At 48.8% G+C, this 14,158-nt stretch carries 13 protein-coding genes and 1 other annotated feature; all 13 genes read left to right on the top strand.

Features of this window, described 5'->3' with window-relative positions:
- Positions 1–5 precede the first annotated feature (5 nt).
- The 13 genes from HMPREF1863_RS06480 to HMPREF1863_RS09420 all read left to right on the top strand — a co-directional run bounded on the left by HMPREF1863_RS06480 (position 6) and on the right by HMPREF1863_RS09420 (position 14,040).
- The gene (locus HMPREF1863_RS06480; RefSeq protein ID WP_068368828.1) at positions 6–827 is read left to right on the top strand and encodes an undecaprenyl-diphosphate phosphatase; all 822 of its coding nucleotides are present in this window, start codon (positions 6–8) and stop codon (positions 825–827) included.
- Positions 828–1,201: 374 nt separating this feature from the next.
- Positions 1,202–1,426 carry a FeoA family protein gene (locus tag HMPREF1863_RS06475; RefSeq protein WP_068368825.1) on the top strand — a complete coding sequence of 75 codons (225 nt, stop codon included), beginning with the start codon at positions 1,202–1,204 and terminating at the stop codon, positions 1,424–1,426.
- A gap of 8 nt (positions 1,427–1,434) precedes the next feature.
- Positions 1,435–1,683 carry a FeoA family protein gene (locus HMPREF1863_RS06470; RefSeq protein WP_068368822.1) on the top strand — a complete coding sequence of 83 codons (249 nt, stop codon included), beginning with the start codon at positions 1,435–1,437 and terminating at the stop codon, positions 1,681–1,683.
- Positions 1,683–3,800 (top strand): ferrous iron transport protein B, encoded by a 2,118-nt coding sequence (gene feoB / locus HMPREF1863_RS06465; RefSeq protein WP_068368818.1) that lies wholly within the window; start codon positions 1,683–1,685, stop codon positions 3,798–3,800. The genes HMPREF1863_RS06470 and feoB overlap by 1 nt, the downstream gene beginning before the upstream one ends.
- A gap of 8 nt (positions 3,801–3,808) precedes the next feature.
- Complete coding sequence (locus tag HMPREF1863_RS08975; protein ID WP_083508551.1) at positions 3,809–3,952, top strand: FeoB-associated Cys-rich membrane protein; 144 nt, start codon at positions 3,809–3,811, stop codon at positions 3,950–3,952.
- 213 nt (positions 3,953–4,165) lie between these two features.
- Positions 4,166–4,333, top strand: coding sequence for a DUF362 domain-containing protein (locus HMPREF1863_RS06460; RefSeq protein ID WP_068368816.1), 168 nt, complete (start codon positions 4,166–4,168; stop codon positions 4,331–4,333).
- Between the two features lie 95 nt (positions 4,334–4,428).
- Positions 4,429–4,593: a binding site (T-box leader), on the top strand.
- Between the two features lie 36 nt (positions 4,594–4,629).
- Positions 4,630–5,922: a serine--tRNA ligase gene (gene serS / locus HMPREF1863_RS06455; protein WP_068368814.1), complete on the top strand. Its 1,293-nt coding sequence runs from the start codon at positions 4,630–4,632 to the stop codon at positions 5,920–5,922.
- A gap of 221 nt (positions 5,923–6,143) precedes the next feature.
- Positions 6,144–7,538: a sodium:solute symporter family transporter gene (locus tag HMPREF1863_RS06450; RefSeq protein WP_068368811.1), complete on the top strand. Its 1,395-nt coding sequence runs from the start codon at positions 6,144–6,146 to the stop codon at positions 7,536–7,538.
- Positions 7,522–8,463 carry a metallophosphoesterase family protein gene (locus tag HMPREF1863_RS06445; RefSeq protein ID WP_068368808.1) on the top strand — a complete coding sequence of 314 codons (942 nt, stop codon included), beginning with the start codon at positions 7,522–7,524 and terminating at the stop codon, positions 8,461–8,463. Before HMPREF1863_RS06450 ends, HMPREF1863_RS06445 begins: the two co-directional genes overlap by 17 nt.
- Positions 8,464–8,626: 163 nt before the next feature.
- Positions 8,627–11,332, top strand: a complete 2,706-nt coding sequence (locus tag HMPREF1863_RS06440; protein ID WP_068368805.1) for a cation-translocating P-type ATPase — start codon at positions 8,627–8,629, stop codon at positions 11,330–11,332.
- Positions 11,333–11,357: 25 nt separating this feature from the next.
- Positions 11,358–12,446, top strand: a complete 1,089-nt coding sequence (fni, locus tag HMPREF1863_RS06435) for a type 2 isopentenyl-diphosphate Delta-isomerase (RefSeq protein ID WP_322621805.1) — start codon at positions 11,358–11,360, stop codon at positions 12,444–12,446.
- A gap of 2 nt (positions 12,447–12,448) precedes the next feature.
- Entirely contained in the window at positions 12,449–13,372 is a 924-nt protein-coding gene (gene trxB / locus HMPREF1863_RS06430; protein WP_068368804.1) for a thioredoxin-disulfide reductase, read from the top strand.
- Between the two features lie 545 nt (positions 13,373–13,917).
- Positions 13,918–14,040 (top strand): hypothetical protein, encoded by a 123-nt coding sequence (locus HMPREF1863_RS09420; protein ID WP_269746516.1) that lies wholly within the window; start codon positions 13,918–13,920, stop codon positions 14,038–14,040.
- Positions 14,041–14,158: the final 118 nt, after the last annotated feature.

Below are 14,158 nucleotides of genomic sequence, written 5' to 3'. Positions count from 1 at the left end.
GATTTATGGATATTATTCGCGTGATCATTTTGGGGATCATCGAAGGGGTAACGGAATTTTTGCCCGTTTCCAGTACGGGGCACTTAATTCTCGCCCACGAGTGGATTTCACTCAACCCCCAAAGTTTTCAAAACGCATTCGACGTATGCATTCAATTAGGGGCGATTTTGGCCGTCGTCGTCCTGTACTTTTCAAAACTATGGCCATTTTATAAAAGCGACGAAAACAAAATCAAAATCGACAAAAAAACCATGACCCTTTGGTTGAAGGTTATCGTCGGCGTCCTGCCCTCGGCGGTATTGGGCTTTTTGTTCGACGACTTTATCGACGCCCATCTCTTTAAGCCTCTCGTCGTGGCGGCGACCCTTATACTTTACGGGGGACTCATTCTCTGGATCGAGGGCCGCAACAAAAGAGAAAATAAACGGGTGAAAGTACACCGCGTGGAAAACATCCCCTACGGCATGGCGCTCTTAATCGGGCTGGCTCAATGTTTAGCCATGATTCCCGGCACGAGCCGAAGCGCCGCCACCATTTTAGGCGCTTTACTCCTCGGCGTGGGAAGGGGAGCGGCGGCGGAATTTTCATTCTTCCTCGCCATACCCACCATGTTCGGCGCCACGTTGTTAAAAATCGTGAAAAACGGATTGGCATTCAGTGGCTACCAATGGTTTTTAATCTTCCTCGGCGCCTTGGTAAGCTTCGTCGTCGCCGTCATCGTCATCAAACAATTTATGGATTATGTAAGAAAAAAAGACTTCCGCATCTTCGGCTACTACCGAATAGTATTGGGACTCGTCGTTTTCTTATATTTTACCCTTCACTAACAGTGCGACAAAACGCACTGTTTTTTTATACGCAATATTTTTATTATCCGCAATTTAATATTTTCTTTTATAAAAAACAAAAAAGTCTTTGAAAGATCTTATTACTTTGGTAGAATGATGGATAGACAATTTATATGAATTGTCTAACGGGAATCCCGTGTCGCCGGCGGAAATTTTCCGAGGCACTTTATTTCCAGTAGATAAGGCAAAGGCATAATAGCAATCCCTTCTCGCAATCATTGAGAAACTTTATTATTTCGTTGCCATTGAAACTTCTCGGTGTTATAGTTTAACTATTGAGAAACACTATTAATTTTTTTGGTATTTTTTTCGATACCTGCTGATAACAGGTATCACAAGTTAGGGGTGTACATATGAATTTGCTTTTAGCGCCGAAAGATGTCGATCTCAAGGTTCAACGTATTCGTGACCAAAAGCTCGACAAAAATCAAATTGCCCATTTGCAAAATCTGGGCTTTGTAGAAGGCGCCAATTTACGTGTTGTTTCCGATGTACAAGGCTCCGTCATCGTCATCGTCAAAGGTGTACGGGTGGGTCTTGGAAAAGATTTGGCAGAGTGTATTCGTGTTAGCATGTGAGGTGAAGTATGAATTTAAGTCAAGCGCAGGTCGGCAAATCCTATCAGGTCGATAAAATTACGGGGAAGGGGCCCCTGAAGCGACGCATTATGGACATGGGTATTACGAAAAATACCAAAGTGTTCGTGCGAAAATTCGCACCCCTTGGCGATCCCGTTCAATTAACGGTTCGCGGATATGAATTAAGCCTTCGCAAGGCCGATGCGGAATTTGTTGAGGTTACGGAAGTCGAAACGATTGAGGAGGAGGTTAAGTAATGAGAATTGCACTGGCGGGCAACCCGAACAGCGGCAAGACCACTTTATTTAATGCCTTGACCGGCTCCCACCAATATGTTGGTAACTGGCCCGGTGTTACAGTAGAAAAGAAAGAAGGGGAATACAAAAAGGACACGTCGATTAAAATTACCGACTTGCCCGGTATTTATTCTCTTTCCCCTTACACACTTGAAGAAGTGGTAAGCCGTAAATATTTATTGAACGAACATCCCGATGTTATCGTCAACATTATCGACGGTGTCAATCTGGAGCGTAACCTTTATTTAACTACCCAACTCTTAGACTTGGGCATCCCCGTCGTCGTCGCCGTCAACCGTATGGACGTCGTACGCAACAAAGGGGATATCATCGATGTAAAAGGTCTTTCCGAAGCCTTGGGTGCCGAAGTAGTGGAAATTTCCGCTCTTAAGAGAGAAAATCTCGACGGCTTAATGGAAGCGGCTAAAGCGGCGAAAGATCGCTACAAAAAAGGCCATCTCGTTTACGATCCCAAAGTGGAAGCGGCAGCGGAAGATATTTGCAACATCGCCTCGGCAGTAGGCGCTATCGACGCGAAACGCTTCTACGCCTTAAAGCTCATCGAAGGGGATTCCAAACTCGAGTTAAACTTGAGCGCAGATGAAGAAAAGAAAATTGCCGAACGCATTGGCGAATTGGAAAAATTCTACGATGACGACGGCGAAGGTATTATTACCGAAGCGCGCTACAGCGCCATTACCGACATCATTTCGGGCAACTATAAACCGGGCAGGAGAGGCCAAACCACCAGCGATAAGGTCGACGCCATCGTCACCAACCGCATCTTGGCACTTCCCATCTTCGTCATTATCATGACGGCCGTTTACTACATCAGTGCAAAGGTCGTCGGCGGCCCCGTTACCGACTGGGTCAACGATACACTTCTCGGCGAATATGTAGCCGGCGCCATCGACCACGTCGTCGATTCTTTAAATACGGCACCCTGGCTCCACTCCCTCGTCATGGACGGCATTATCGCCGGTGTCAGCGCCGTCTTAGGCTTCCTGCCCTTGATCGCGACGCTGTACTTCTTCCTCGCTATTATGGAAGATATCGGCTACATGTCCCGTATCGCCTTTATTTTGGATAGAATCTTCAGAAAATTCGGTCTTTCCGGTAAAAGCTTTATTCCGATTCTTATCGGTACCGGCTGCTCCGTACCGGGGATCATGGCAACACGTACCATCGAAAACGAAAAGGACCGTCGCATGACCGTCGTCGTCGCAAGCTTCATGCCCTGCGGCGCGAAAGTAAACCTTATCGGTTTGTTCGTCGCATCTTTCGGATTCTGGTACTTCCTGCCCATCGCATACTTCTCCGGTATTATCGCCGTCATTATTTCGGGCTTAATCCTGAAAAAAGCATCGATCTTCCAAGGGGATCCGGCACCTTTCGTTATGGAACTTCCGGAATACCACATGCCCTCTGCAGAAAATGTAATGAAGAGCGTGTGGGAACGCTGCAAGGCCTTCGTTAAAAAAGCGGGTACCATTATTCTCGTAGCATCTGTCGTCATCTGGGTCTTACAAAACATCTCCATTCACGGCGAATTTGTAGAATTTGCAGAATCCACCGACAGCATTCTTTCCGCATTAGGCAAACTTGTAGCGCCGATCTTCACTCCCTTAGGATTCGGAAACTGGCAAGCTACCGTCGCCAGCGTGACGGGTCTTGTCGCAAAAGAAGCCGTCGTTTCCACTTACGGCATTATCGGCGGCATCGCCGACGGCAACGACGCAGGCTTACACGCCTTTGTTATCAGCCAATTCACTTTCTTAAGTGCATTGTCCTTCATGCTGTTTAACCAATTAAACGTACCTTGCTTCGCTGCAACCGGTACTATTCGCGAAGAAATGAACTCCAAATTCTGGTTATTCTTCGCCCTTGCATACCAAACAGGTTTTGCATATGCCGTAGCACTCGTCGTATTCCAAATCGGCAGTTTACTCCAAGGTAAACCCTTCACTGTTTGGACGGGTATTGCCTTTGCATTGTTAATCGCCTGCATTTGGGGCATTATTAGAAAACCCTCCGGTCACAAAAAATCGACCATAGGGCATGAACAATTACAAGGTTAGGAGGAATTATGGGAAACTTCATTGTACTCGCCATCGTCATTTTGCTTGTAGCATTCGGTGTGCGCTCCATTTACAAAAAACGCAAAGAAGGCGGTTGCGGATGTGGATGCAGTTCTTGCGGAAGCGACCACTGTTCCCATACACACGAATAAAAAGAGATGCCTGCGGGCATCTTTTTTTGTGGGAACACACTGCAAAATTCAAAGTAATTCACTCTGGATTGTGAAAAAAGTAAATATAACGCTGTATTATTTAGCTTTTCCACTTGAATTATAATCCATCAATGCTATAATAAATTCAGGAAGAAATAAATCAGGCAGAACGGTTTACCGTTACATACCTGAAAATTATTTGGAGGTATCATTATGGCACATAAAATTACTGACGCTTGCATCGCTTGTGGCGCTTGCAAACCCGAATGTCCTGTAGATTGCATTTCTGAAGGCGACATCTACAGCATCGACGCTGACGCTTGCATCGATTGCGGTTCCTGCTCTGCAGTATGCCCCACCGGCGCAGCTCAAGCTGAATAAGATTATGAATAAAAAAAGACGTTCTCCGCAAGGACGTCTTTTTTTATTGCATCCGTAGCCAGAACGGGGAAGCTATGGTATACTAATGGCAATTGTATAAGGTGATGAAGAGGAAAAGTAAAAAGGGGAACGCTCAAGAGAGTCTGCGGTCGCTGGGAGCAGATGCGGGAAACTTTTGAATCCGCCTCGGAGCCTGTCAAATGAAGTGAATCGCACGGCGATTAAGTTGGGTGGCAACGCGGGTTCGACTCGTCCCATAGAGGATGATCGGAGCCCTTTTTTTATTGGAGGTAAACATGCTCGATATTCGTTTAATTCGGGAAAACCCGGAACTTGTAAAAGAAAACATTAAAAAGAAATTCCAAGACGAAAAAATCGCCCTCGTGGACGAAGTCTTAAAACTGGACGTGGAAAATCGCCAAGCCAAAACGGAAGGCGACGAACTTCGCGCCAAACGAAATCAACTGTCGAAATCCATCGGCGGCTTAATGAAAGATGGCAAAAAAGACGAAGCCGAAGAAGTAAAAGCGGAAGTAAAAGCCATTAACGACCGCATCGAAGAGCTGGAAATCGAAGAAGGCAAAAAGAGCGAACGCATTCGCGAGATCATGCTCGTCATTCCTCAAATTATGGACGACAGCGTACCCATCGGAAAAGACGATTCCGAAAACGTGGAAGTGGAACGCTACGGCGACCCCGTCGTTCCGCCTTACGAAGTGCCCTATCATATCGACATTATGGAAGCCTTAAGCGGCGTAGATCTTGACAGCTCCAGAAAAACATCGGGCAGCGGCTTCTACTATTTAATGGGAGATATCGCCCGTCTTCACTCCGCCATTCTTTCCTACGCTCGGGATTTCATGATCGACAAAGGCTACATCTACCACATTCCACCCTTCATGATCAGAAGCGACGTAGTCAGCGGCGTTATGAGCTTCAGCGAAATGGAAAACATGATGTATAAAATCGAAGGGGAAGATCTCTACCTCATCGGCACCAGCGAACACTCCATGATCGGGAAATACATCGATTCCATTACGGAAGAGAACACTCTTCCCCACAGATTAACCAGCTATTCCCCCTGCTTTAGAAAAGAAGTAGGCGCACACGGCATCGAAGAGAGAGGCGTGTACCGCATTCACCAATTCGAAAAGCAAGAAATGGTCATTATCTGTAAGCCCGAAGACAGCATGGCATTTTACGACGAACTCTGGCAAAACACCGTGGAATTCTTCCGCTCCCTGGATATTCCCGTGCGCACATTGGAATGCTGCTCCGGCGACCTTGCTGATTTGAAGGTGAAGAGCGTGGACGTGGAAGCCTGGTCGCCGCGCCAAGAAAAATACTTTGAAGTGGGCAGCTGCTCCAACTTAGGCGACGCACAAGCCCGCCGCTTAAACATTCGCGTACGCGGAGAAGACGGCAAACTTTACCTCGCCCATACCCTCAATAACACTGTTGTAGCGCCGCCGAGAATGCTCATCGCCTTCTTGGAAAACCACTACCAAGAAGACGGTTCCATTCTCATTCCCGAAGCCCTTCGTCCCTACATGGGCTTTAAAGAAAAAATCGAAGCGCCGAAAAAATAAGATAGGTCAACAAGACGCCATCGCGACGATGGCGTTTTTTAATGGGAAGATTGTTTAAAACAGTGTGCCGCCAAATCCATTGAACAAGGGAAAAGGCCTATTGAAAATACAAATACAGATTATTTTAGAGAGGGAAATTATAATGAAGTCCATTCCCTGTGTAGATTCTGTGGATGTTACAATAGATAACGGAAAAATAAAATTTAGGTAAAGGAGTTCTTATGACAGATTCAATGGGTTATCTCTTTTGGGGATTTCTAATCGTCTACGGCATTATTATGATGATTCTCTCCCCGAAACATGTTACGACGGAAGGATTCTTCCACGGTAAATCCAACGAAGGCCACGAGCCGACGCCTACTGTGCTTATGCTCAGTATTTTCATCAGCTGGATTTTTGCGAAATCCGTTACCAACGCCGCCAACCTCGGCGCGGAATACGGCTTTGTCGGCGGCTTATCCTACGCCATTTATTGGCTCTGCATCCCCATTACAGGCTATGCACTCTATCGACTTAGAAAACACTACGCCGCCAAGGGAATGGTAAGCTTCCTTACAAAAGAATACGGACAATTTGCATCCGTGGCCTTTTCCGCCGCCATCTTAATTCGTCTCTTCAACGAAATTTGGTCGAACACATCGGTCGTCGGCGGCTATTACGGCGATGCCGGCTCAAAAGCATTTATTTATTCGGCCCTGTTATTTACTGCCATCACCTTGATCTATTCGGTGATCGGGGGCTTGCGGAGCTCCATTATTACCGATTCCATTCAGGCGGTGATCTTTATATTCTTCATCGTCTTCGTCACCGTCGCCATTTTGCCGAAACACGGCTTAGGCGAATTTATTTCCACAGGCACGTGGAAAATGGATACGGGTCTGGATATGGTATTTGTAAGCATTATTCAAATCTTCAGCTACGGCTTCCACGACCCGGTCTTAACGGACAGAGGTTTTATTACCGACGAAAAAGTCATGTTGCGCGCCTTCGTCGTCTCCGGCTTACTGGGTTTCCTCGCCATATTAGTCTTCAGCTTTATCGGCATTCACGCCCGCTTAATCGGCTTGGAGATTACCAATAACATGCCTGCAACACTGGGTCGCACCCTCGGCGTGGCAGGTTACTTCGCCATGATCGTCGTTATGATTTCGGCCGCAGGCTCCACACTGGACTCCACCTTCTCCAGTTTAGGCAAACTGACGGCAAAAGACCTTCCGGAAATCGCCGGAAAGGGAATGCCGAAACATGCACGTACTATCGCCATCGTGGTCATGATCGCCTTCGCCATCTTAGGCAATCTCCCCATGATCGTCGGCACCGATATTTTAAAGGCCACCACCATTAGCGGTACTATGGTCGTCGGACTGGCGCCGATTTTCTTACTACACGGCATCGTCCGCCCGACCAAAGTCGGCTTCCATTTAGCCTTCTGGATCGGCATCGTCCTCGGCGTCTTGCTCGCCATGGATCTCGTGCCGGCGTCTTGGGCCATCGGCACGGGCAAAAACGCCATGACACTGGGCGTCAACCTATACGGCACCGTACTCTGCGCACTGGGCTATATTATCCCGAGCTTCTTCGGAAAAGGAACATGCGATTATGGCTGCGAAAACTAGTTGCTCTATCGAATACTTCCTCCCGAAGGATTGGGCGAAACATCCGAAGACGGTAGAGGAAGATATACTATACGTTATCGGCGGCCTTTACGGCAATCTCTTTTCCGTGGAAACATTCAATCAAATGGCGGAAGAGGAAAAAAGCGCGCCCCTTATGATCTTTAACGGCGACATGCATTGGTTTGACGTGGCATACGACGATTTTATGGCGGTGGAAAACAACACGAGGGGCATTAAACTCCTGGGCAATGTGGAATACGAACTGCCCACTTCGCCGGATAAAGCCGACTGCGGCTGCAATTATCCTCCCGATGTAGACGAAGGCACGGTGGCCCGCTCCAACGTGATTCACTCCACCATGAAGAAAAACCTGAGGGGAAAGGCGATCCTCGAGGAATTGGCGACGAGAGAAAAAGCCATGGCCATTTCCGCCTTAGGTCTTACCATCGCCATTACCCACGGCGACGAAAAGAGCATGTCCGGCTGGGATTGCGCAAGAGATGCCCTGCAAAAAAAAGAGCGCCGAAACGAACTGGCCGCTTGGTTAAAAGAAAACCGCGTCGACGTACTCGCCACCACCCACACCTGTCTGCCTGCCATCACCGCCATCGAAAACCGCGTCGTCAGCAACAACGGCTCCGCCGGCATGGCCAATGTGCAGGGGAAGACCTACGGCCTTATCACCCGCATCGCCAAGACACCTCATCCGAAAGCCGTGGCGACGAAGCAGGTAAAAGACGTTTACGTGGAACTTGTAAAAGTGGATTTTCCCATAGATAAATTCGTCGAACACTTCGATCGATGCTGGCCCGAAGGATCCCCTGCGAGCATTTCCTACCGCAACCGCATCGTAGGCGGCACAGCGGTGGAAGAAAAAGCCATCGACATCGACAAAGGCTACAACGATAAGAGAACTTGCTGCTGAGATTTGACGCAGGCACAAAATCTTTGATATACTATCTATCGAAACAAAGGGGAGTAACAATTATTCTTGGTCGTCAATCCGGCGTGAAGCCCGGCCAAGGATCCTAAACAGGCTGTGAGACTTTTGTCCTAAGGACAAGAGTCTCTTTTTTTAAGGAGGAATTATGGATTGGTATCAAATGACCCCGGACGAAGCGGTCGCCAAATTGGAAAGCGACAACCGCAAAGGGCTTTCCCAAGAAGAAGCTGAGCGCCGCTTATCGGAACACGGGACAAACGAATTACAGGAAGAAGAGAAAAAGCCACTGGCGAAAAAACTGGCGGAGCAATTTTTAGATCCCATGATCATTATTTTACTCATCGCCGCCGTTATTTCCGGCATGGTGGGGGAAGCGGTAGATTCCGTCATCATCCTCGTCATCGTCATCGTCAACGCGCTGTTAAGTATATTCCAAGAGGGCAAAGCGGAAGAAGCCATTGCCGCTCTTAAAAAAATGAGTTCGCCTACGGTAAAAGTTATTCGCGGCGGCGTGTCCAAAGAAATTAACTCCGCCCACGTGGTGCCCGGCGACATCGTCTTGCTGGAAACCGGCGACATCGTGCCGGCGGATCTGCGCTTGTTGGAAAGCACCAATTTAAAAATTGACGAATCCTCCTTAACGGGAGAATCCGTCGCCGTTGAAAAACACGCAGAAGAAAAATTGGAAGAAGAAGTAGGCATCGGCGACCGCCTGAACGTCGCCTATTCCGCCTCTATCGTCACCTACGGACGGGGCAGAGGCATCGTCACCGCCACAGGGGAAGACACGGAAATCGGCAAAATCGCCACCTCTCTTTCCACCATGGAAGACGAGCAAACCCCCCTTCAACGAAAACTGGCGGGACTTTCCAAGACACTGGGCATATTAGTCGTCGCCGTCTGCGCCGTAGTCTTCATCGTAGGTAAAATCTACGGCCACGACACCCTCAATATGTTTATGACCTCGGTCTCTTTGGCGGTCGCCGCCATACCCGAAGGCCTTCCCGCCATCGTCACCATCGTCCTTTCCATGGGCATGGGCAATATGGCGAAACGCCACGCCATCGTCAAAAGACTCCTCGCCGTGGAAACCTTGGGGACGACCACCTACATCTGCTCCGATAAAACGGGCACCCTTACGCAAAACGAAATGACCGTCACCCACGTCTACGTCGACGGGAAAATCCTCGACGTCTCCGGCACAGGCTACGCGCCCAAAGGAGACATTACCTTTGAAGGCAAACCCGTTACCTTCGACGACATTCACGGATTGAAGACACTTAGCACCATCGCCACCTTAACCAACGACGCCGATTTAAAAGAAGAAAACGGCGCCTACGGCATTATCGGCGATCCGACGGAAGGGGCGCTCATTACCTTCTCCGGAAAACAAGGCATCGACGAGAAAAAACTCGAAGAAGAATACCCGAGAGTAGACGAAATTCCCTTCGATTCCGAACGGAAAATGATGTCCACCTTCCACCAAAACTACTTTGAAGATAAAACCTCGTCCTTTACAAAAGGCGCGCCGGACGTGGTTTTAAGCCGCTGCAAATACTTCTTAAAGGATGGGGAAGTCGTCGAACTTACGGAAAAAGATCGAAAGGAAATTTCCGAGCAAAACAACAGCTTCGCCAAAAACGCCCTTCGCGTCTTGGCGTATGCTTATAGAAATTACGACACCCTGCCCTCGGAGATTACCTCCGAAACAATCGAAAAAGACATGGTATTCGTAGGGCTGACGGGCATGATCGACCCTGCCCGCCCGGAAGTAAAAGCCGCCATTAAAGAATGCCGCTCCGCCGGCATCGTTCCCGTTATGATTACGGGAGATTACCTCTTAACGGCGAAAGCCATCGCCGAAGAGCTCGGCATTTTACGAGAAGGCGACCACGCCATGATGGGCGAAGAGCTAAACGGCAAAAGCCCTGAAGAAATTCGCGAAATCGTCAAGACTACCCGCGTCTTTGCCCGCGTATCCCCTCAAAATAAAGTGCAAATCGTAACGGCACTGAAAGAAAACGGCGAAATCACTGCCATGACAGGCGACGGCGTCAATGACGCCCCCGCCATTAAAAAAGCGGACATCGGCATTGCCATGGGCATTACTGGCACCGACGTAGCGAAAAATACCGCCGACGTCATCTTAACCGACGACAACTTCGCCACCATCGTCCACGCCGTAGAAGAAGGCCGCATCATCTATGCGAACATTAAAAAATTCGTCACCTTCCTATTGAGCTGTAACATCGGGGAAGTGCTTGTGGTCTTCCTTTCCATTCTATTGAATCTGCCCACGCCCTTCCTACCTATACAACTTTTGTGGCTCAATCTCGTCACCGATTCCTTCCCCGCCCTCGCCCTCGGCGTGGAAAAAGGGGAAGCAGAAACCATGCACGAACCGCCGAGAGATCCGAAAGAACCGATCCTCGACAAAAGCGTCACCATTACCCTCATCATTCAATCCATCGCCATTACGGCGGCCACCATGGGCGTATACTACTACGCGCTGACAACACACGGCACCACAGGCGACGGCCTCATTTATTCCAGAACCATGGCATTCTCCACATTAGTCTTTAGCGAATTATTCCGCTCCTTCTCCTCGAGAAGCATCGACGACACACTGCTCAAAATGGGATTCTTCACCAACAAACGCCTGAATCAGGCAGTGCTCCTATCCCTATCTCTAGTCCTCGTCGTATTGTACGTGCCGGCGCTGGAAACAATGTTCCACATGACCGATCTCAATTTCATGGATTGGGCCATCGTATTAATTTCCGCCCTGATACCTTTAGTCATCGGCGAAATCCAAAAAGCCCTGCGCTTCGGCAGCCAATCCACCAGATAAAATGCACCGCCTTCGGGCGGTGTTTTTGCTTACAACAATTGAGCCCAAAGGCCATAAATGGTATGATGAAATCATTAAAGAAAAGGCTGGGATACAAGTGAGACAATATAGAAAAAGAGAACATGTAGAAAACTATTTAAAGACGGAACACAGAGGCAGCACACTCTTTGAAGACGTGTTTTTGCCCCATAACTCCTTGCCGGAACTGGCGCTCGAAGACATCGACACCACCACGACCTTCCTCGGCAAAGAAATCGCCTTTCCCCTTATGATTAACGCCATTACCGGCGGCACCGATTTCGCCGAAGCCATTAATGCCGATTTGGCGGAACTGGCCAAGCGGCTTGGCATTCCCATGGCCGTCGGCAGCGAAACCATCGCCATGGAAGATGAAGAAGCCATCGAAAGCTTTCGCATCGTCCGCGACATAATGGGCGAGGATGGCATCGTCATCGGCAACATGAACGGCAACCTGAGCCCGGAAGGAGCCAAGCGCGCCGTAGACATTATCGGCGCCGACGGATTGCAAATCCATTTAAATCCTGCGCAAGAACTGGCCATGGATGAAGGCGATCGGGATTTCAGAGGCATAAAAGAGCGCATCGTAGCGGCAAAAGACGCCCTGAATGTGCCTGTCATCGTAAAAGAAGTAGGCTTCGGCATGGACGCCGACGTCGTGGAAACACTATACGACGCCGGCATACGCTACGTAGACATATCGGGCTTCGGCGGCACCAACTTCTTCGAAGTGGAAAACCTCCGCTCCTTACGCCGCGACATGAGCGATCTTTACGATTGGGGGCTTCCCACGGCCTACGCCTTATCGCGCGCCGTCGCCCTCGAGAAAAAAGATCTGAACATTATCGCATCCGGGGGCATAAAAACCTCCCTCGATCTCGTCAAAAGCCTGGTCATCGGCGCGGACATGTGCGCCATGAGCGGCGAAATCCTGAAATACGTCCTTCACGGCGGCGTAGATTACGCCGAAGAATACGTCAGCGAACTCATTTATAAATCTAAAATCATCATGGTCCTTTTGGGATCGAAAGACATTCAAAGCTTAAAACACATCCGGTGGCGCGCTACCGGAAGATTATTAGAATTGTTGAGGTAACTATGTACGACGTGATCATTATCGGCGGCGGGCCGGCGGGGCTTACTGCCGCCATTTACACGAGCCGCGCCCACCTTTCCACCCTCATCCTCGAGCCCCAACTCGAAGGAGGGCAAATGGCACAAACGCTAAGCGTGGAAAACTACCCCGGCGTATTGGAAGGGGACACGGGCATGGCCATCGGCATGCGCATGAAAAAACAAGCCACCACCTTCGGCGCCGAAATCAAAAAAGAACGAGTTGAAAAAATCAGCGTGGCGGGGAACGAGAAAATCGTCGCCACATCAAAAGAAGAATACCGCGCCAAATACCTTATCGTCGCCACAGGCTCCAAACCCAATCAACTGGGCGTGCCCGGCGAAGCGGAATTCGTCTCCCGCGGCGTCAGCTACTGCGCCACCTGCGACGGCGCCTTCTACGGCAACGGCGAAGTCTACGTTATCGGCGGCGGCAACAGCGCCGTGGAAGAAGCACTTTACCTCGCCAACCTCGGCGCGAAAGTCCATATCGTGCACAGAAGAGGGGAACTCCGGGCGGAAAGCTTTATCGCCGAAGCGGCAAAGAATAACGCCAACATCGTCATCCATTGGCACACGGAGCTAAAAGAAATCAAAGGAGATAAAATGGTAGAGGGCCTGGTCCTTTACAACAACGAAACCGGAGAAACCACCACCGTGGAAAAAACCGATAAGCCCCTGGGAATCTTTATTTACGTCGGGCAACAACCTCAAACCGACGTCCTCGCGCCCCTGGTGGAATTAAAACGAGGCTACGTACCCGTGGACGAAAACTGCATGACGGCAACCGACGGCATCTACGCCGCCGGCGACATCGTGGACAAAAACTTCAGACAAGTCATTACCGCATGCGGCGACGGATGCATTGCCGCCATGGCCGTGGCGGAACGCATCGTGCAATATAAATAAGAAAGAACCGATTCGAAAGAGTCGGTTTTTTATTGCAAAAAAGTAGTGCGTCATATTTTCGAGGCAAGTCCGCGAAAGATAAGCGACACATATTTTATGCATAAATTGCCTCTCGACGACGATAAAGCTGCAAGGACTTAATAAATCATGGCAAAAAACGGGGAAATCCGGGTGCTGTTTTTTCCTCTACAGATTTAAAATAAGATTTTTAAAGAAAACCTGTCCAAAAAACGCACAAAAAACGCCATTAGCTGAAGAATCATAACGTGCTTCCTAAAATATTTTATTAAATCAAAAACATTAAACAAATCTTAATAATTCAAACAAATACCTTTATTATTGTGGTACACTATCTATACGAGTAGTCTTGTGCTATTCAGCTTGCTTTCAATCGAGAAATGTGGAAAATGTTTCCACAAAACTCGCGGCGAGATAAATCGGAGCTACGATTTTATAGCCCTGCTTCTTATCTGCCAAGTAAGCAACATAGATAAACGTTACTTTCGTATGTTTGACGAAAAGAGGGGAGCGATGGCCATTACAATATGAAGAAAATATCGAACGATCATGATCTGTTAAAGGGCTTGACAGGAAGTGAACGACGGATATCGCTTTCGCCGTGTAAACCCTTTATGAAGGAAGAACGTACACTTGTCGCCGATGTATAAGCCCATCGCAAAAGCGAGAGCGGAAATACATGAACGACGGCAGAACAACCATGTGAATCTATTCCGGCGAGCCATTTAGATGGCGGCTGGCAACCGATCAAAAATAAGAACCGCGATT

Origin of the sequence: Aedoeadaptatus coxii, from assembly GCF_001553115.1 — a bacterium.
GTDB lineage: Bacteria > Bacillota > Clostridia > Tissierellales > Peptoniphilaceae > Aedoeadaptatus > Aedoeadaptatus coxii.
Note: the sequence above shows the minus strand (reverse complement) of the source record. Positions and strands in the feature narration are given on the sequence as shown.

Excerpts from the sequence above, each read along its gene's own strand:
- HMPREF1863_RS06480 (WP_068368828.1), top strand. The coding sequence starts at position 6 with ATGGATATTATTCGCGTGATCATTTTGGGGATCATCGAAGGGGTAACG.
- HMPREF1863_RS06475 (WP_068368825.1), top strand. The coding sequence starts at position 1,202 with ATGAATTTGCTTTTAGCGCCGAAAGATGTCGATCTCAAGGTTCAACGT.
- HMPREF1863_RS06470 (WP_068368822.1), top strand. The coding sequence starts at position 1,435 with ATGAATTTAAGTCAAGCGCAGGTCGGCAAATCCTATCAGGTCGATAAA.
- feoB (WP_068368818.1), top strand. The coding sequence starts at position 1,683 with ATGAGAATTGCACTGGCGGGCAACCCGAACAGCGGCAAGACCACTTTA.
- HMPREF1863_RS08975 (WP_083508551.1), top strand. The coding sequence starts at position 3,809 with ATGGGAAACTTCATTGTACTCGCCATCGTCATTTTGCTTGTAGCATTC.
- HMPREF1863_RS06460 (WP_068368816.1), top strand. The coding sequence starts at position 4,166 with ATGGCACATAAAATTACTGACGCTTGCATCGCTTGTGGCGCTTGCAAA.
- serS (WP_068368814.1), top strand. The coding sequence starts at position 4,630 with ATGCTCGATATTCGTTTAATTCGGGAAAACCCGGAACTTGTAAAAGAA.
- HMPREF1863_RS06450 (WP_068368811.1), top strand. The coding sequence starts at position 6,144 with ATGACAGATTCAATGGGTTATCTCTTTTGGGGATTTCTAATCGTCTAC.
- HMPREF1863_RS06445 (WP_068368808.1), top strand. The coding sequence starts at position 7,522 with ATGGCTGCGAAAACTAGTTGCTCTATCGAATACTTCCTCCCGAAGGAT.
- HMPREF1863_RS06440 (WP_068368805.1), top strand. The coding sequence starts at position 8,627 with ATGGATTGGTATCAAATGACCCCGGACGAAGCGGTCGCCAAATTGGAA.
- trxB (WP_068368804.1), top strand. The coding sequence starts at position 12,449 with ATGTACGACGTGATCATTATCGGCGGCGGGCCGGCGGGGCTTACTGCC.
- HMPREF1863_RS09420 (WP_269746516.1), top strand. The coding sequence starts at position 13,918 with ATGAAGAAAATATCGAACGATCATGATCTGTTAAAGGGCTTGACAGGA.